Origin of the sequence: Klebsiella planticola (assembly GCF_000783935.2) — a bacterium.
In the GTDB taxonomy this organism is placed as follows: Bacteria; Pseudomonadota; Gammaproteobacteria; order Enterobacterales; family Enterobacteriaceae; genus Klebsiella; species Klebsiella planticola.
This window is the reverse complement of sequence record NZ_CP026047.1, coordinates 3,225,315-3,242,910: the sequence shown is the minus strand read 5'-3', so window position 1 is coordinate 3,242,910 and position 17,596 is coordinate 3,225,315. Positions and strand designations below refer to the sequence as shown.

Annotated in this window: 13 protein-coding genes; 8 read left to right on the top strand and 5 right to left on the bottom strand. The window is 60.2% G+C overall.

Annotation, left to right across the window (positions count from 1 at the left end; translation table 11 throughout):
- Nucleotides 1–29 precede the first annotated feature (29 nt).
- The 3 genes from MC50_RS15610 to MC50_RS15600 are packed head-to-tail and all read right to left on the bottom strand — an operon-like array spanning nucleotide 30 to nucleotide 3,188.
- A complete protein-coding gene (locus MC50_RS15610; RefSeq protein ID WP_046852955.1) occupies nucleotides 30–1,058 on the bottom strand; it encodes a 2-hydroxyacid dehydrogenase in 1,029 nt (342 codons plus the stop codon).
- Nucleotides 1,055–2,551: an FGGY-family carbohydrate kinase gene (locus tag MC50_RS15605; RefSeq protein ID WP_032688917.1), complete on the bottom strand. Its 1,497-nt coding sequence runs from the start codon at nucleotides 2,549–2,551 to the stop codon at nucleotides 1,055–1,057. Before MC50_RS15605 ends, MC50_RS15610 begins: the two co-directional genes overlap by 4 nt.
- 25 nt (nucleotides 2,552–2,576) lie before the next feature.
- Nucleotides 2,577–3,188 carry a methylthioribulose 1-phosphate dehydratase gene (locus MC50_RS15600; protein ID WP_032688919.1) on the bottom strand — a complete coding sequence of 204 codons (612 nt, stop codon included), beginning with the start codon at nucleotides 3,186–3,188 and terminating at the stop codon, nucleotides 2,577–2,579.
- A gap of 1,429 nt (nucleotides 3,189–4,617) precedes the next feature.
- Between MC50_RS15600 and codB the strand changes: the two genes are divergently transcribed.
- From codB to MC50_RS15555, 7 genes are all read left to right on the top strand, one after another.
- Nucleotides 4,618–5,880: a cytosine permease gene (gene codB, locus MC50_RS15590; protein WP_032688920.1), complete on the top strand. Its 1,263-nt coding sequence runs from the start codon at nucleotides 4,618–4,620 to the stop codon at nucleotides 5,878–5,880.
- A 2-nt stretch (nucleotides 5,881–5,882) separates the two neighbouring features.
- A complete protein-coding gene (locus MC50_RS15585; protein ID WP_032700588.1) occupies nucleotides 5,883–7,118 on the top strand; it encodes a PucR family transcriptional regulator in 1,236 nt (411 codons plus the stop codon).
- A complete protein-coding gene (gene codA, locus MC50_RS15580) occupies nucleotides 7,115–8,353 on the top strand; it encodes a cytosine deaminase (protein ID WP_032688924.1) in 1,239 nt (412 codons plus the stop codon). Before MC50_RS15585 ends, codA begins: the two co-directional genes overlap by 4 nt.
- Nucleotides 8,354–8,498: 145 nt before the next feature.
- Entirely contained in the window at nucleotides 8,499–9,488 is a 990-nt protein-coding gene (locus tag MC50_RS15575; protein WP_032688925.1) for a LacI family DNA-binding transcriptional regulator, read from the top strand.
- A gap of 121 nt (nucleotides 9,489–9,609) precedes the next feature.
- On the top strand, nucleotides 9,610–10,419 hold the full coding sequence (locus tag MC50_RS15570) for an inositol monophosphatase family protein (RefSeq protein WP_046852957.1): 810 nt from the start codon (nucleotides 9,610–9,612) through the stop codon (nucleotides 10,417–10,419).
- Between the two features lie 300 nt (nucleotides 10,420–10,719).
- Nucleotides 10,720–12,081: an MFS transporter gene (locus tag MC50_RS15560; RefSeq protein WP_032688929.1), complete on the top strand. Its 1,362-nt coding sequence runs from the start codon at nucleotides 10,720–10,722 to the stop codon at nucleotides 12,079–12,081.
- 25 nt (nucleotides 12,082–12,106) lie between these two features.
- On the top strand, nucleotides 12,107–13,375 hold the full coding sequence (locus tag MC50_RS15555) for a histidine-type phosphatase (protein ID WP_047664360.1): 1,269 nt from the start codon (nucleotides 12,107–12,109) through the stop codon (nucleotides 13,373–13,375).
- A 167-nt stretch (nucleotides 13,376–13,542) separates the two neighbouring features.
- Here the strand turns inward: MC50_RS15555 and mtnA are convergent, their stop codons facing one another.
- A complete protein-coding gene (gene mtnA / locus MC50_RS15550) occupies nucleotides 13,543–14,571 on the bottom strand; it encodes an S-methyl-5-thioribose-1-phosphate isomerase (protein ID WP_032688931.1) in 1,029 nt (342 codons plus the stop codon).
- Nucleotides 14,572–14,674: 103 nt separating this feature from the next.
- Between mtnA and mtnK the strand changes: the two genes are divergently transcribed.
- Nucleotides 14,675–15,874: an S-methyl-5-thioribose kinase gene (gene mtnK / locus MC50_RS15545; RefSeq protein WP_047664357.1), complete on the top strand. Its 1,200-nt coding sequence runs from the start codon at nucleotides 14,675–14,677 to the stop codon at nucleotides 15,872–15,874.
- A 440-nt stretch (nucleotides 15,875–16,314) separates the two neighbouring features.
- Here mtnK and MC50_RS15540 read toward each other — a convergent pair whose 3' ends face one another.
- The gene (locus tag MC50_RS15540) at nucleotides 16,315–17,556 is read right to left on the bottom strand and encodes an LVIVD repeat-containing protein (protein WP_047664355.1); all 1,242 of its coding nucleotides are present in this window, start codon (nucleotides 17,554–17,556) and stop codon (nucleotides 16,315–16,317) included.
- Nucleotides 17,557–17,596 lie beyond the last annotated feature (40 nt).

Below are 17,596 nucleotides of genomic sequence, written 5' to 3'. Positions count from 1 at the left end.
CCGCCGCATCGCGCGGCGGCAAGAGCGGCTTAGCGCCACTGATAGAGTAGCGGCTCGCCAGCGACATAGCGCTGGAGGTCGGCGGCAATCATCGCCGTATGCTTAGCGATGCTCTCCCGCGTCGCGCCGGCAATATGCGGCGTGATGATCACGTTATCAAACTCGGTGATAAACGGATGGTCGCGCCACAGCGGTTCGCGGTGATAGACATCCAGCGCCGCGCCGCCGAGCGGGCCATGACGCAGCGCGTGAATCAACGCCTCTTCATCCACTACCGCGGCCCGCGAGGTGTTAATCAACAGCGCGCCGGGCTTCATGCTATTCAACAACGCCGCGCTCACCAGACCATCGCTGTGCGGGCCGCTGCTCAAATGCAGGCTGACGATATCCGCCTCGCGGAACAGTCCCTCAAGCGTCGTTTTCTGTAGACCCGGTTCGTTGATATCTTCGGCGGCGACAAACGGATCCACCACCAGCACCGCCATGCCAAACGCCCGCGCAATACGCGCCACGCGGCGACCGATATTGCCATAGCCAATCAGCCCCAGGGTTTTGTTGCGCAGCTCGCTGCCTTTAAACACTTCATAGGGACTCTCCGGGCTCACGTCCCACACCACATCGCGGCGCAGTCCGCTCTGAGTAGCCTGAGTGGCGTTCTCAGCACGGGTAAATTCACCGCGTTTCAGCGCCGCATGGGACTGCGGAATATGCCGCGCCAGGCTCAGCATCAGCCCGATGGTCAGCTCCGCCGCAGCGTCCGCATTGCGCCCCGGCGTATAGAGCACGCGGATACCGCGGGCCTGAGCGGCTTTGGTGTCAATGTTCACCGGATTGGCGCGGGTGCAGGCGATGACCTGCAGTCGCGGGCAGGCGGCGATCACCTCTTGCGTCACATCGTCATAGCTGGTGACCAGAACATCGGCATCATGCGCCAGCTCAATCAGCTGGCCCGCGCTCAGTTTCGGTTTGCCCAGCGCCCAGCCTGCCACCAGCAGCTCGCCGAGTTGCTGAAAGGCTGTGAGATCGCCGGAATGTTCGGCGGTAAAAACGATTTTCATGAATGTTGTTCCTGAGAAAGACGGTGGAGGGCATCCTGTCGGGCCTGCCAGACGGGCAGCATCTGCTCGCGTAGCAGCCGGTAAACCGGGTACAGGGCAGCGTAGCGGGCGTGGGCCTGCGGATCGGGCTGATAGCGGGTCTGCTCCAGCGTTGGATAGTGCGCCAGCGCGCCGACGCTACGGGCCGCCAGAATCGCCGCCCCGCGAGCGCTGAGTTCATTAAAGGTGCTGGAAACCACCGTGCGCCCGCTACAGTCGGCAATAATTTGTAGCCAGGTCGCCGAGGCCGCGCCGCCGCCGGTCAGGTACAGTTCGCCGCCCTGCGGGTAGCCCTGAAGCGAGTCGACGATGGCGTAAGCCAGTCCTTCAAACACCGCCCGCTGCAGCTCCGCGCGGGTCGTGTGCTGGCTGATGCCAAAATACCCGGCCCGCGCATCGGGGCTGAAAAACGGCGCGCGTTCGCCGTTGAGATAGGGTTGCCAGAAGACGCCGCCGCTGCCCGGTTCGACATCGGCGATAGACTGCTCCAGCAACTGGAGGTCCGGCGTCAGGGAAATATGCTGTTGCAGCCAGTCAATATTCGGCGTGCCGGCCTGCATCGGGAAGAGATTGATAAAGCTCCCCGACTCGGTGTGGGTGACATAGCGTGTCCCCTCATTCACCGCCTGGCGACCGTGGCAGACAATCCCGGTACAGCAGGTGGTACCGAGAATGGTGTAGATATCGCCATCGTTGACCGCTCCGCAGCCCAGCGCGGCGCTGCACACGTCGAGCGCCCCGGCGGCCACCGGCGTGGCGGCGGGGAGTCCGGTGAGGGCGGCGACCTCATCGCGCAGCGTGCCGGCCGGCGCATCGGGGGCCAGCCGCGGCGGGAACAGGTGCTGAAGATCGGCCAGCCCCATTTCGTTAAGCACCACCTCCGACAGCTCGCCGCTGTGCTGATTGAGCAGCGAGGTACTGGCGTCGGTAAAATCCAGCGCCGCCACCCCGGTTAAGCGAAAACGCACCCAGTCTTTGGCGAAAAACAGATAATGAGCCTGCGCCAGCCGCTCCGGTTGATAGTGCCGGAGCCAGCTCAGCTGCATGCTGGTATTGCACGGTTGCAGGTGAGTGCCGGTGTCAGAGAAAAAGCGCCGGTCGAAGCCCGGACGGCGTAATAGCTCGCTCATCAGCTCGCGGCTGCGGGTATCGCTCCACAGGATCCCCGGGCCAACCGGTTCGCCCTCGGCATCGCTCAGCCAGACGCCTTCGCCCTGCCCGGCAAGGCCGATCGCCCGCAGACGTCCGGTCTTCAGCTCCGGCTGTCGGGCAATTTGTTGCAAAATGGCCATCACCGACTGCCACAGCTGCGCCATATCCTGCTCGGCATGACCGTTCGCCGACAGGCGCGGGCCGGTACTCTCCGCCGCGCTGGCTCGAGCCTGAAAGTGCTCATCAAACAGCACCGCCTTAACGCGCGAGGTGCCGATATCGATTCCGAGATAAAAATCCATGCCTGACCCGTTAGTGGAGTGAAATTTAGTCGCGCTCGTAGCGGCGGCGCATCAGCTCGCACTCGAACAGAAACTCCAGACCTTCCAGCTGACGGCGGGCCTCGTTAATATCTTTGCCCCAGCAGGTCAGGCCGTGGCCGCGCAGCAGGAAGCCGTAGCGCAGCGGGTTGGTCTGCGCATAATCTTCAATGCGCGCCGCCAGGGCGTCGATATCCTGGTCGTTATCGAAAATCGCCACCGGTACGGTATCGAGATGGCTGTGCTGGCCGGTCAGGGTTTTCTGCATCTCATAGCCCTGCAGCGCCAGGGTGGCGCTTTTTTCAATCCGCGACAGTACGGTGGCGTTGACGGTATGGACGTGCAGCACGACGTTCGCTTCCGGGAACAGACGATACACCAGGGTATGCAGACCGGTTTCAGCAGAAGGTTTACGCCCGGAAGGCGCTTTATTGCTGGCGATCTCGACCTGCAGGAAATCTTCCGTCGTCAGGCTGCCTTTATCGCGTCCCGACTCGCTAAGCCAGCACCAGGTCTCATCCTGACGCACCGACATATTGCCGCCGGTTGCCGGCGCCCAGCCTTTCGCGCCGATCCAATGACAGGTGGTGACCAGTTGCGCGAGTCTTTCTTGCCACATAGCAGTTCCTTAGTTTAGCGATGTTAATTTGAGAACCTTTACGGGCAGGCGCTATTGTTGCAGGCAGTCTGGACACGGACAGCGCGGAACACCCGGACTGTACAGGAAGTACGTGAGGAGTATTCGCTACGCTCACCCTTCGGGCCGCCATCAAAGGCGTTCAAAACTCTACGCGTTTGTGTGAGCACTACCCGGGTCCAAAATGGCCCATAAAATAGCCTGGTCAAAGGTTCTTTAGCCGTCTAAATGGCTATTTACCCGATACTAACACCGCTAGCTTAAGTGAACAATATTTCAGGAAAGGCTTACATTGATAATGGTTATATCAGAAATGCATATGAAATTACTGTTTTTAACAATGATATAACCGGAGGTTTTCATGAAGCCCCTATTACCGACTATCCGGGTTCAAAAAGACGGGGGATCGTTCTGTAGGAAAGAAGTGCGATGCGCCTGCAGAAACCGGGCGCAAAATGCGTAGAGACGATTATGCCCGACAAGATCGTGATTTGCGGGATTGCAGGCATGGCAACCCCGCGCCGCCAGTCCCTGTCTGATTGTTGATAAAGTGCACGTCTCGGGCATTGCCCGGTGGCGGCTGACGCCTTACCGGGCCTACGAGATCCGCCCTTCATATCAAGCCCGCAACCCGTCAGAGCAATTCCGGCCCCAATCCGCCCCGTAGGTCGGGTAAGGCGCCAGCCGCCACCCGACAAAATCGCGAATAGCCTCAACCCCGCAACCCGTCAGAGCAATTCCAGCCCCCAATCCGCCCCGTAGGTCGGGTAAGGCGCCAGCCGCCACCCGACAGAAATCACCCATGGCATCAACCCCGGACCCCGTCAGAGCAATTCCGGCCCCCAATCCGCCCCGTAGGTCGGGTAAGGCGCCAGCCGCCACCCGACAGAAATCGCGAACAGCATCAACCCCGCAACCCGTCAGAGCAATTCCGGCTCCCAATCCTCCCCCGTAGGTCGGGTAAGGCGCCAGCCGCCACCCGACAAAATCGCGAACAGCCTCAACCCCGGACCCCGTCAGAGCAATTCCGGCCCCCAATCCGCCCCGTAGGTCGGGTAAGGCGCCAGCCGCCACCCGACAAAATCGCGAACAGCATCAACCCCGGACCCCGTCAGAGCAATTCCGGCCCCCAATCCGCCCCGTAGGTCGGGTAAGGCGCCAGCCGCCACCCGACAGAAATGCGGACACAATCGCTAAATCTCAGCGCCTGCCTGCGTAATCTGTCAGCCGCTGCCCCATCGCGGGGCAAAACTTTGCACCGTGCACACTCTTCTGGCAACCATCGGCTGATAAACGGCTTTTTATGTGCATACTGCCCATTACATTGTGTCACCCCTGCCTTGATTTTGTTGGCATATCTCTTGCTACCTCTCTGCCATCGCCATTCGGATAGCCACTCAGAGGTTCCACAATGTCAAACAGCAATGATTTTCCGCTCGTCGAAGCGCCCGCCTCCGGGCGTAAGGGCCTGTTTTCGATCTCCATGGTTTTGTTCAGCTTTACCTTTTTTACCGGCACGATGTTCGCCGGTGGCAAACTAGGCGTCTCTTTTTCCATCGTCAATCTCCTGTGGATTGCGGCGATCGGTAACTTTCTGCTGGCTCTGTATGCCGCCTCCCTCGGCTGGATTGCCGCACGCAGCGGGCTGAATACCGTTCTGATGGGACGTTTTTGTTTCGGTGAAATCGGCAGCAAGCTCGCCGATTTTATTCTCGGCTTCGCCGAACTGGGCTGGTACGCCTGGGGTACTGCGACGGTCGCCATCTCGCTGGTCAAAATCCTCGCTCTGCCCGCCGCCATGACTATCCCGCTGATGATCCTGTTCGGTATCCTGTTCTGCGTCACCGCGCTGGTGGGCTACAAAGGGCTGGACGCGCTGTCACGCGTATCGGTGCCGCTGATGTTCATTCTGCTGGTGGTCTCGATGTACCTTGCCGCCCACCACGCCGGCGGCTGGCAGGCAATGACCAAAATCGAACCGGGCGAGACCATGACCTGGTCGGCGGCGATCACTATGGTCTTCGGCACCTTCGCCAGCGGCGCGACCCAGGCGACCAACTGGACGCGGCTGGCCAACTCCAGCCGCACCGCTATCGTCGCCAGCATGAGCAGTTTCCTTATCGGTAACGGGCTGATGATTGTGGCCGGCGCCTGGTGCGCCATCGTCTACCAGCAGGCCGATATTGTGGAAGTGCTGATTTTGCAGGGGCTGTCGGTCGCCGCGGTGGTGATGCTGTGTCTCAACCTGCTGACCATTCAGGGGCCGACGATTTATAACGTCTCGGCGGCCGCCTGCCATCTGCTGCGGAGCGAGCGCCGCCGCACTCTGACCGTGGTCGCCGCCGGCGTCGGTATTCTGCTGGCCATTGGCGGGATGTATGAAATGCTGATCCCTTTCCTGGTGCTGCTGGGCAGCATTATTCCGCCCATCGGCGGCGTTATCCTCGCCGACTACTGGTTTTATCGCGGCGGCCGCTATCCGCTGCTGCACACCGCCCGCTTACCACGCTTTAACTGGCTGGGGCTTAGCGCCTACGCCGTGGGTGCGGTGGTGGCTTACCTGTCGCCGTGGATCGCCCCGCTGGTTGGCATTACCGTTTCTGCGCTGGTCTATATCGCGCTGACACGTCTGAGCAAACGTCAGCCCACCGCTGATTCGGTCGCGGAGCAGTAGTCATGAGCCTGACGGTCAGCGAAATCCTCGCCCTCGAGGGACTCTCCGCCCTGCGCCTGCGCGCGGGTCAACAGGGACTACAGCTGGCGGTGCGCTGGTACTACGTAGCGGAAAATGAAAACATCGCCGAATGGATCATGGGCGGGGAACTGGTGTTTATCACCGGGATCAACCATCCCCGCGATGAAGACAACCTGATCCATTTGCTGATGGAAGGTAAGCAGCGCGGGATCGCCGGGATGGTGATCCTCACCGGTGACCAATATATTCAGGCGATCCCGCCGCGCCTGATCGCGCTGGCCGACGAGCTGGGTATTCCGCTGATCGAACAGCCCTATCTACTGAAGATGGTGATTGTGACCGAACGCATCGGTACCGCGCTGGTGCGCAGCGAGAATGCCCTGCAATCGCAGCGCGATATTCTGCTACAGCTGTTAACCGGCGACTATCCCGACCTGCAAATCCTGCATCAACGCGCGCTCCACCAGCAGCTGGATTTTACCCGCCCGCTGCGGGTGGCGGCGCTGCGCCTTGAAGGAATCCAGCGCCTGTTTCGCCAGCTTCCGCCGGAGCAGGCCGAAGCCTGGCTCCAGCAGGCCCGCCGCACCGTGCGCCAGCGCCTGCAGCAGCAGCTCAATCAGCAGGGCAACCCCTTTCCGCTGGTCGAACGCAGCAATATGTTTCTCTTCCTGCTCCCGGATGAAGAAGGCGAGTTTTATCAGCAGAAAAAGTGGCTCCAGGCGTGGCTGCATGCGCTGGCGGAAGGCGACGACGGGCTATCGCTGCTGTGCGGTCTTTCGGCGCCGGTGCAGCAGCTGCAGGGATATCCGCGCGCGCTGTCGCAGGCGCGTCAGGCGCTGGACCTCAGCGATAGCCTGCGTCCAGCCCAGCGCATCAGCGACTACCAGCAGCTGGGCTTTATCAAGCTGCTCTCCGCCGTCAGCGATCCCACCCTGCTGAGCGATTTTATGCACGACACCCTCGGCTGCCTGATCGAACCCGATCGCAAAAGCCCATGGCTGTTGCTGGAGACGCTGGAAACGCTGCTGCAGGAGAGCGGTAACGTGGTCAGGGCCGCCGAGCGGCTGGGCATTCATCGCAACACGCTGCATCAGCGTATTCAACGTATTGAAAAGCTGACTCGCAATCCGGTCAGCCATCCGCAATTTCATCTCAACGCCTCGGTCGCCCTGGCTATCTGGCGTATGTCGCAAAACCATTTACGGGAACAACCATGAAAATTATCAACGCGCGTCTGCGCCATCAAGAAGCGCTCTATACCCTTGAGTTACAGGACGGTCTGATTAACAGCATCACCCCGCAGGCCGCCGCGCAGGCGGCTGCAGCCAGCGATATCGACGCACAGCAAAAGCTGGTTATCCCGCCGTTCGTCGAGCCGCATATCCACCTCGATGCCACCCTGACGGCGGGCGAGCCGGAGTGGAATATGAGCGGTACGCTGTTCGAGGGGATCGCCCGCTGGAGCCAGCGTAAAGAGAGCGTCACCGTTGAAGATACGCGCCAGCGGGCGCTGAAAACTATCGGTATGCTGCGCGATAACGGCGTACAGCATGTGCGCACCCACATCGATGTCACCGACCCCTCCCTGACGGCGCTTGAAGCGATGCTGAGGGTGAAAAAAGAGGCGGCCCATCTTATCGACCTGCAGATCGTCGCCTTTCCGCAGGAGGGCATTGAGTCCTTCCCCGGCGGACGCGAACTGATGACCCGCGCCATTGAAATGGGCGCCGACGTGGTGGGCGGCATTCCGCACTACGAAAACACCCGTGATAAGGGCGTCAGCTCTCTGAGCTTTTTGATGGACCTGGCCCAGCGCCACGGCTGCCTGGTGGACGTGCACTGCGATGAAACCGACGACCCGCAGTCGCGCTTCCTTGAAGTGCTGGCGGAAGAGGCCCGGGTTCGCGGCATGGGCGCACAGGTCACCGCCAGCCATACCTGCGCGATGGGCTCCTACGATAACGCCTACTGCTCGAAACTGTTCCGCCTGCTCAAGGCCTCCGGCATCAACTTTATCTCCTGCCCGACGGAAAGCATTCACCTGCAGGGGCGCTTCGACAGTTGGCCGAAACGCCGCGGCGTGACGCGGGTGGCGGAGCTGGACCGCGCCGGGATCAACGTCTGTTTTGCTCAGGACTCGATTCAGGATCCGTGGTACCCGCTGGGCAACGGCAACATCATGCGCATTCTCGACGCCGGCCTGCATATCTGCCATATGCTGGGCTATGAAGATTTGCAGCGCTGCCTCGATCTCATTACCGACAATAGCGCCCGCACGCTGTGTCTCGGCGACAACTACGGCATTGCCGAAGGTCGCCCGGCAAACCTGCTGATCCTTGATGCGCAAAACGACTATGATGCGCTGCGCCGCCAGGCCAAAGTGCTGACCTCCATTCGTCACGGCAAGATCATTTTGCAGCGCCAGGCGGAACAGATTCACTACCCGGTATAAGCGTGACGTTGACGCGGTACGCATCCCGCGTCAACCCGCTGCTCGCGCAGGGATTTATGTGATACCTTCTTACTACTTTTTTGTGCCGGCCATGGGCTCCATGCGTCGGCATGGGCTCACTAAGAACAACCCGTACCCTGACACTATGAGCGAAAAAAAATGGATTAAGGCTGAGGATGTTGCCCGACTCGCCGGCGTCTCCCGTTCCGCGGTTTCCCGCACCTTTACGCCCGGCGCATCGGTGGCGGAAAAAACCCGGCAGAAGGTCCTCGCCGCGGCGGAAACGCTGGGCTATCAGGTCAATATCATCGCCCGCGCGATGAATACCGGCAGCAGCAACTTTATCGGCATCGTCACCGCCGGGTTTGATAACCCGTTCCGCAGCAAGCTATTGTCGCCGCTGGTCCACCAACTGGCGCTCAACGGGTTTATGCCGCTGCTGATGAACGCCGACGATCCGCAGCAGCTCGCCCCGTCGCTCAAGCAGCTGCTGAGCTATCACGTCGCAGGAGTCATTATCACCTCCGGAGCGCCGCCGCTGTCGCTGGCGGAGGAGTATCTGGAGCGAAAAATCCCGGTGACGCTGATCAACCGCCACGCCGATCTGGCCGGCTGCGATCGCGTATGCAGCGACAACGCGCAGGGGGCGAAGCTGGTGGCCGACCTGTTTGTTCAGCGCCAGTGGCGACAGGCCGGGTTTATCGGTGAAAGTCTGGATAACTTCAGCACCCGACAGCGCTACGACGCGTTCGTTGCCCATACGCAAGGCATAGACGTTGCCGCGCACTTCTGCGAAAGCAGCGGCTATCAGGCGGGCTTTCGCGCCGCCAGGCAGCTGCTTGCCGCGCATCCGCAGCTGCAGGCGCTGTTCTGCGCCACCGATATGCTGGCACTCGGCGCGCTGGACGGTCTGCGGGCCGACAATCCTGCCGCTCCGCTACCTGCCATTATCGGCTTTGATGATATCCCGCAGGCGGACTGGCAGCCCTACCAGCTGACCACCGTGCAGCAGAATACCGCCCTGCTCGCCCACCATGCGGTGGATTTGCTGGTCACGAGGATCGCTAAATTCAACCTGCCGTCACGTCATCGCGAAGTGCCGGTGAAACTGATTGTTCGTCAGAGCACAAAATGAAATATTCATTTTATGCCAGAACGATCACAGAATAATTTTTTTAATCCATCCACACTCACTTCGCCCTTCGGGGCTGTTTTTTTTACGCACAATGCACACGTGTGCAAAAAGGAGAATAAGCATGAAATCCCTGGAATCAGATGCGCTGCAGGCCCGCTATCGCCTGGCCTGCGAGCTGGCGCAAGCCGGTGCTGAACTGGCATTCGAATACTACCAGCAGCGTGACCGGCTGGCGGTAGATCATAAAGGCGACGACCTGCAGGACGTGGTTAGCGTCGCCGATAAGCGGGTCGAGGAGTTTGTTAAACAGCGCATTATCAGCGCCTTTCCGCAGGATGGTTTTCTCGGCGAGGAAAGCGGAACACAGATGCCTGACGCCCGCGTGCTGTGGGTTGTCGACCCTATCGACGGCACCAGCTGTTTTCTTAACGGCCTGCACACCTGGTGCCTGTCGATGGCCATCGTCGCCGACGGCGAACCGGTTATCGGCGTGGTGTTCGACCCCAACCATCGCGAGCTGTTCCACGCCCTGAAAGGCCAGGGCGCATGGCTCAACGATGCGCCCATCGCCCCGCATCCGGCGGCGACGGTCAAAGAGGGAGTGATGGGCGTCGGGACCTCGCACCGCGTGACGCCGGCGATCTTTCTGCCCTTTCTCGATGCGCTGCTGAGCGATGGCGGCATGTTTATCCGCAACGGCTCCGGGGCGCTGATGAGTGCCTGGGCAGCGGCAGGCAGGCTCATCGGTTACTACGAACCGCATATGAACCCATGGGACGCGCTGCCGGGGCTGGTGCTGATGCGCGAAGCCGGCGGCCTGAGCAATGACTATCTGGCGGAGGATGGGATTCGTCATGGCAACCCGCTGCTGCTGGCCAGCAAGAGGCTCTATCCACAATTAAAAACCATGCTTTGTCACCCATTACCTTAACCGTATCGGGTCAGGCTTTATCTGATTATGTACTCTACACAACGACAACATTCCCTAAATAATTCGAATTACAGAAAGGCGGCAAGTGCGTGACAAATTCGTCGGGAACGAATTTGACCAGCCGAAGGCTGGCCTCCGGTGAGAGGCAAGAGCCTCTCATTAATCCCCAGCAGCTTACTCTGGTAAGTGACTGGGATGAGCGAACGCAGCCAACGCATCTGCAACTTGAAGTATGACGGGTTAAACCTCACGGACGAACCACACTAATCAGTCAGGCCTCCGACCTTCGGAGATACCATTATGTCTGGAAGAATTATCGCATTTTTTCGCGCTTCTCCGCCCAAGGCAGGCGTGCAGTTCGATGAACAACGCTTTCGCCGCGTGCGCTGGCAAACTTTTTTAGCCATGACCGTCGCCTACGTGACCTTTTACGTCTGCCGACTGTCATTTACCGTCGCCAAAAGCGCGCTCGTCGAGCTGGGTATTTCTCCTACCGAGCTGGGAATGATCGGCTCGGCGCTGTTTTTCAGCTACGCCATCGGCAAACTGGTTAATGGCTTCGTTGCCGATCATGCCAATGTGGTTCGCTATATGAGTCTCGGCCTGCTGCTGAGCGCCGGGATGAATCTGATGATGGGGATGACCAGCAATGCCCTGCTGCTGGCGGTTTTCTGGGGAATCAACGGCTGGGCGCAATCGATGGGGGTCGGTCCCTGTGCGGTATCGCTGGCACGCTGGTACGGATATAAAGAGCGCGGCACCTTTTATGGTATCTGGTCAACCGCCCACAACATCGGCGAAGCGCTGACCTACATCGTGATCGCCGCCGTCATTGCGGCCTTTGGCTGGCAAATGGGCTATTTATCAACGGCAGCGCTCGGCGCCGTCGGGGTGGCGCTGTTGCTGCTGTTTATGCGCGATTCACCGCAAAGCTGCGGCTTCCCGTCAATCAACGTGATTCGCGACGAACCACAGGAAGAGGCGGAGGCCCGCGGCTCGGTGTTTAAAAATCAGCTGCTGGCGCTGCGCAACCCGGCCCTGTGGACGCTGGCGATGGCCTCGGCGTTTATGTATATCGACCGCTACGCGGTGAACTCGTGGGGGATCTTCTTTCTCGAGCAGGATAAAGCCTACTCTACCCTTGAAGCCTCCGGGATTATCGGGGTTAACGCCATCGCGGGTATTGCCGGCACCATTATCGCCGGCATGCTCTCCGACCGCCTCTTCCCGCGTAACCGCAGCGTGATGGCCGGGTTTATCAGCCTGCTCAACACCGCCGGCTTTGCGCTGATGCTCTGGTCGCCGCACGGCTACTACACCGACATTCTGGCGATGATTATCTTCGGCGCCACCATTGGCGCATTGACCTGCTTCCTTGGCGGACTGATTGCGGTCGATATTTCGTCGCGCAAAGCCGCGGGCGCAGCGCTCGGCACCATCGGTATCGCCAGCTACGCGGGGGCGGGACTCGGCGAGTTTCTCACCGGCATCATCATCGATAAAACGTCGATTATCGAAAATGGCAAAACGCTGTACGACTTCAGTACGCTGTCGCTGTTTTGGGTAGGCGCCGGCCTGATGTCCGCGCTATTCTGTTTTACCACCGCTGCGATTGTCGCCAGGCGACACGCGATAGAACGTCAGACCTCATTCTCGTCATAACCCTTTAACCGATAAGGAAGATTTTATGATGCCTGTACGACATCAGGTTTTGCTACGCTTGCTGTTTGCCTGCGCCCTGCCGCTGCTGGCCGCACCGGGGCATGCCGCCGCGCAGTTTGAGCTGGAAAAAGTGGTTGAACTCAGCCGCCACGGCATTCGCCCGCCGACACCGGGCAACCGGGAAGCCATCGACGCCGCGACTCAGCGTTCGTGGCCCCAGTGGACCACCCACGACGGCGAGCTGACCGGCCATGGTTATGCCGCGGTGGTCAATAAAGGGCGTGAAGAGGGCCTGCGCTTTCGCCAGCTCGGTCTGCTGACGGCGGGCTGCCCGGCGAACGGCGAGATTTACGTTCGCGCCAGTCCCTTGCAGCGCACGCGGGCCACCGCCCAGGCGCTGGTGGACGGCGCCTTTCCCGGCTGTGGCGTAGCCATTCATCACGTCAGCGGCGACGCCGATCCGCTGTTTCAGACCGAGAAATTTGCCGCCACGCAAACCGATCCCGCCCGCCAGCTGGCGGCAGTGAAGGAAAAAGCCGGCGATCTGGCACTGCGTCGGCAGGCGCTGGCTCCGGTGATTCAGCTGCTGAAAAATGCGGTCTGCGTGCCCGGCAAGCCCTGTCCTGCGTTCGACCAGCCGTGGCAGGTCGAGCAGAGCAAAAGCGGCAAAACGTCGATTAGCGGACTGAGCGTGATGGCCAATATGGTTGAGACGCTGCGCCTGGGCTGGAGCGAAAACCTGCCTCTCAGCCAGCTGGCGTGGGGCAACATCACCCGCTCCAGCCAGATCACCGCCCTGCTGCCGCTGCTGACGGAGAACTACGATCTGAGCAACGACGTGTTTTATACCGCGCAAAAACGCGGTTCGATTCTGCTCAACGCCATGCTGGAGGGGGTAAAAGAAGGCGCCACGCCTGACGTGCGCTGGCTGCTGCTGGTGGCGCACGATACCAATATCGCCATGGTGCGTACGTTAATGGCTTTTAGCTGGCAGTTGCCGGGATACAGCCGCGGCAATATCCCGCCGGGCAGCAGCCTGGTACTGGAACGCTGGCGCGATACCCATAGCGGTAAACGCTACCTGCGCGTCTACTTCCAGGCGCAAAGTCTGGACGATTTACGTCGTCTGCAAATACCGGACAGCCAGCATCCGCTACTGCGCCAGGAGTGGCGTCAGCCAGGCTGCCAGACGACCGCCGTCGGGACCCTGTGCCCTTACCAGGCGGCGCTGACAACCCTCGGCCGGCATATCGACCCGCACTCTGCTCCGGAGGTCGATATGGTTCTGCCGTGATTGGGCGATCGTGCCCGCACGCTTGTCAGGTGGCGGCTGGCGCCTTACCTGACCTACAAAACCCGATCTGAGCCCGTCCCGAAGGCCCGGTAAGGTGTCAGCCGCCACCGGGCAATTTTACAAGGTGCGCTTTACCCATAACCAGAGGGGAATAACTGCGCTTTGACTCAGGCCTTTTTCGGCGCAAACGCCCCGGCCGCCACCTGCTCCGGGGTGACCACGCCGCTATCCAGCACCCAGCCGCTAATTAACGCCGCGGGAGTGACGTCAAATGCCGGATTGTAAACGGCGGCATCTTTCGGCGCCCACTGTACCGCGCCAAAGCTGCCGGCGACGCCGGTCACTTCCGCTGCCGCCCGCTGCTCAATCGGAATCGCCTCGCCGTTCGGACAGTGGCTATCGAGTGTGGTTTGCGGTGCCGCCACGTAGAACGGAATAGCGTGATACTTCGCCAGTACCGCCAGGGAATAGGTGCCTATCTTATTCGCCACATCGCCGTTAGCTGCGATACGGTCAGCCCCGACCCATACGGCGTCAACCTGCCCTTTGGCCATCAGGCTGGCGGCCATCGAATCGGTAATCAGCCGATAAGGCACTCCCAGTTCACCCAGCTCCCAGGCGGTCAACCGACCGCCCTGCAGCAGCGGGCGCGTCTCGTCGACCCAGACGTTTTCCACCAGCCCGCGCTGATGGGCCAGCGCAATCACTCCCAGCGCCGTCCCTACGCCCGCCGTGGCCAGACCGCCGGTATTACAATGCGTCAGCAGGCGGCTGCCCGGCTTCACCAGCGCGCTTCCCGCTTCGGCGATGCTGGCGCACAGCTGTTTATCTTCTGCGATCAGGCGCAGCGCTTCCTCTTCCAGCGCCTGGGCATAGTTCTCTTCCGCCAGCGCCAGCTTCATGCGATCGAGATTATTCATCAGATTTACCGCCGTCGGGCGCGCGGCGCGCAGCGTTTCCAGCGCCTGAGCCAGTTCATCCCGGCTGAGGCCGCGCCGGGCCAGCAGCGCCAGCAGCAGACTGGCCGACAGGCCGATTAACGGCGCCCCGCGTACCCGCAGGGCGTGAATATGGTCCACCAGCAACGAAACGTTATCCGCCGCCAGCCAGCGTTTTTCCTGCGGCAATGCCTGCTGATCAAGAATAAAAAGCTGATTTTCGCTTACCCGCAGGCTGGTGGTCTGTAGTGTCTGCATATCGTTAAATCCCTGTTGCGTTGTTGTATCACATTGTGTCAGGATGAAATCCAGAAGTATAGACGTCTGAACGGCTTAATCAGAACTTTTGAGGATCGAGGCAATGTCGCAATACCAGACCTTCACCCCCGGCGATGCCGTGGCATACGCACAACAATTTGGCGGCATCGATGACCCGTCGGAGCTGGTGTCCGCGCAGGAAGTGGGGGACGGTAACCTCAACCTGGTCTTTAAGATTTATGATACTCACGGCGTGAGCCGCGTTGTCGTGAAGCAGGCCCTGCCCTACGTTCGCTGCGTAGGGGAATCCTGGCCGCTGACCCTCGACCGCGCTCGTCTCGAGGCGCAAACCCTGGTGGCGCACTACCAGCACGCTCCGCAGCACACGGTGAAAATCCACCACTTCGACCCCGAGCTGGCGGTGATGGTGATGGAAGATCTTTCCGATCATCGTATCTGGCGCGGCGAGCTGATTAACAACGTTTACTATCCGCAGGCCGCCAACCAGCTGGGAGAATATCTGGCCCAGGCGCTGTTTCATACCAGTGATTTCTACCTCCATCCGCATGAGAAAAAGGCTCAGGTCGCCCGGTTTATCAATCCGGAGATGTGCGAAATCACCGAAGACCTGTTTTTCAACGACCCGTACCAGGTTCACGAACGCAATAACTACCCGGCCGAACTGGAAGCTGAAGTGGCCGCCCTGCGTGACGACGCGTCGCTCAGGCTGGCAGTCGCATCGCTGAAACATCGCTTCTTCTCGCATGCCGAAGCATTGCTACACGGCGATATTCACAGCGGTTCCATTTTTGTTGCCGAGGACAGTTTTAAAGCCATCGATGCGGAGTTCGGCTATTTCGGCCCGATAGGTTTTGATATCGGTACCGCCATCGGCAACCTGCTGCTGAACTACTGCGGCCTGCCGGGGCATCTGGGCATTCGCGATGCGGCCGCGGCTCGCGAACAGCGTCTGCACGATATTCAGTCGCTGTGGAATACGTTTGCCGAACGCTTCCAGTCTCTGGCAGCGGAGAAAACGCGCGATGCGGCGCTGGCCTACCCCGGCTATGCCTGCGCGTTCCTGAAAAAAGTCTGGAACGACACGATTGGCTTCTGCGGCACCGAGCTGATTCGCCGTAGCATCGGCCTGTCCCACGTCGCCGATATAGAGACGATTCAGGATGAGGCCATGCGCCACGAATGCCTGCGCCACGCGATCGCCCTGGGTAAAGCGCTGATTGTGATTGCTGACCGTATCGATAGCGTCGAAGAGCTGGTGGCGCGAGTGCGCCAGTACAGCTAAGCGCAGCCTGTATGCCGGGTGGCGGCTTACGCCTTACCCGGCCTACGCTCCTGATACCTTATCCGACACATCGTCATGACGCCTTATCCGGCCTACACTCCTGATGCCTTATCCGGCATATCGTCCTGACGCCTTACCCCGCCTACGCTCCTGATTGTGATTGCCGACCGTATCGATAGCGTCGAAGAGCTGGTGGCGCGAGTGCGCCAGTACAGCTAAGCGCGGCCTGTATGCCGGGTGGCGGCTTACGCCTTACCCGGCCTACGCTCCTGATACCTTATCCGACACATCGTCATGACGCCTTATCCGGCCTACACTCCTGATGCCTTATCCGGAATATCGTCCTGACGCCTTACCCCGCCTACGCTCCTGACGCCTTATCCGGCATATCGTCCGGGGTTTTGTAGGCCGGGTAAGCGCAGCGCCACCCGGCAAAAAACCTACCCGAGATACTCAATCACCGACAACCCGCCGTTGTAATCCGTGCTGTAGATAATCCCCTGCGCATCGACAAACACATCGCAGGACTGAATGACCTGCGGGCGACCCGGACGGGTATCCATCATTTTTGCCGGCGCGGCCGGGACCAGCGCCCCGGTCTCCACCGGGCGATAAGGGTTGGAAATATCGTAGGCGCGAACGCCCGCATTCTGGTAAGTGGCAAAAATCAGCGTTGAGCTGATAAAGCTGCCGGGGCGATTCTCATGCAGATTATGCGGCCCAAAGTGCGCCCCTTTCGCCACGTAGTCGGCTTCATCCGGCTGCGGGAATGTGGCGATACTCACCGGGTTTGTCGGTTCGCGGATATCAAAAAGCCAGATCAGCTTCTCGCCATCCTGCTGATTATCAAGCACCGCTTCATCCAGCACGACCAGCAGATCCCTGTCCGGCAGCGGCAGCGCCGTATGGGTTCCGCCGCCAAACGGCGGGCTCCAGTTACGATGGCTAATCAGCTTCGGCTGAGTTCTGTCCTTCACGTCGAGCAGCGTCAGGCCACCGTCGCGCCAACTGCCGTAAGCGGTGTCCCCGGCGATAATGGCGTGATGCAACGCGTAGCGCTTGCCCTGCGGCCAGTCCGCCGTCTCCCCTGCCGCCAGGTTCATCCCCGGCAACCACCAGCGTCCGGCCACTTCCGGCTTGCGCGGATCCGCCAGATCGATAGTCAGGAAGATATAATCGCTAAAACCGTCAATCAGCGCGGAAACGTAGGCCCAACGCCCGCCAACGTACCAGATCCGATGAATGCCGATACCGCTGAGTGACAAAAAGCCAATCTCGCGCGGATGCTCCGGACGTGAAATATCAAAAATCCGCAGCCCGGCGCTCCAGCCCTTATCCTGCACGTCGCTCACCGTTTCACCCACCGAACGCGTGTAGTAAACCTTCTCGTCGGCAAAACGGGTGTCGGCAAACAGATCGCGGGCATTAATAACCAGCAGCAGATCATCATGCGCCTGCAAATGCACGTTCCAGGTCCCCGGCGGCGCGGCAATGTAGTTTACCGCTTGCGGACGCGCCGGATCGCGCACATCCACCACCGAAAAACCCTGCGACACCATATGGCCGATATACGCAAAGCCACGGTGCACCATGAGCTGGACGCCGTCCGGGCGTCCTCCCTGATCGCTATGCCCAATCAGCCGCATATTGCGGCTGTAGTCGGGGCGCGGTAATTCAATCACCTTGAGCTCCTTTTGCCGGATGGTGGCGGCGCCTTATCCG

Coding starts and splice junctions, on each gene's coding strand:
- MC50_RS15610 (WP_046852955.1), bottom strand. CDS start 1,058: ATGAAAATCGTTTTTACCGCCGAACATTCCGGCGATCTCACAGCCTTT.
- MC50_RS15605 (WP_032688917.1), bottom strand. CDS start 2,551: ATGGATTTTTATCTCGGAATCGATATCGGCACCTCGCGCGTTAAGGCG.
- MC50_RS15600 (WP_032688919.1), bottom strand. CDS start 3,188: ATGTGGCAAGAAAGACTCGCGCAACTGGTCACCACCTGTCATTGGATC.
- codB (WP_032688920.1), top strand. CDS start 4,618: ATGTCAAACAGCAATGATTTTCCGCTCGTCGAAGCGCCCGCCTCCGGG.
- MC50_RS15585 (WP_032700588.1), top strand. CDS start 5,883: ATGAGCCTGACGGTCAGCGAAATCCTCGCCCTCGAGGGACTCTCCGCC.
- codA (WP_032688924.1), top strand. CDS start 7,115: ATGAAAATTATCAACGCGCGTCTGCGCCATCAAGAAGCGCTCTATACC.
- MC50_RS15575 (WP_032688925.1), top strand. CDS start 8,499: ATGAGCGAAAAAAAATGGATTAAGGCTGAGGATGTTGCCCGACTCGCC.
- MC50_RS15570 (WP_046852957.1), top strand. CDS start 9,610: ATGAAATCCCTGGAATCAGATGCGCTGCAGGCCCGCTATCGCCTGGCC.
- MC50_RS15560 (WP_032688929.1), top strand. CDS start 10,720: ATGTCTGGAAGAATTATCGCATTTTTTCGCGCTTCTCCGCCCAAGGCA.
- MC50_RS15555 (WP_047664360.1), top strand. CDS start 12,107: ATGATGCCTGTACGACATCAGGTTTTGCTACGCTTGCTGTTTGCCTGC.
- mtnA (WP_032688931.1), bottom strand. CDS start 14,571: ATGCAGACACTACAGACCACCAGCCTGCGGGTAAGCGAAAATCAGCTT.
- mtnK (WP_047664357.1), top strand. CDS start 14,675: ATGTCGCAATACCAGACCTTCACCCCCGGCGATGCCGTGGCATACGCA.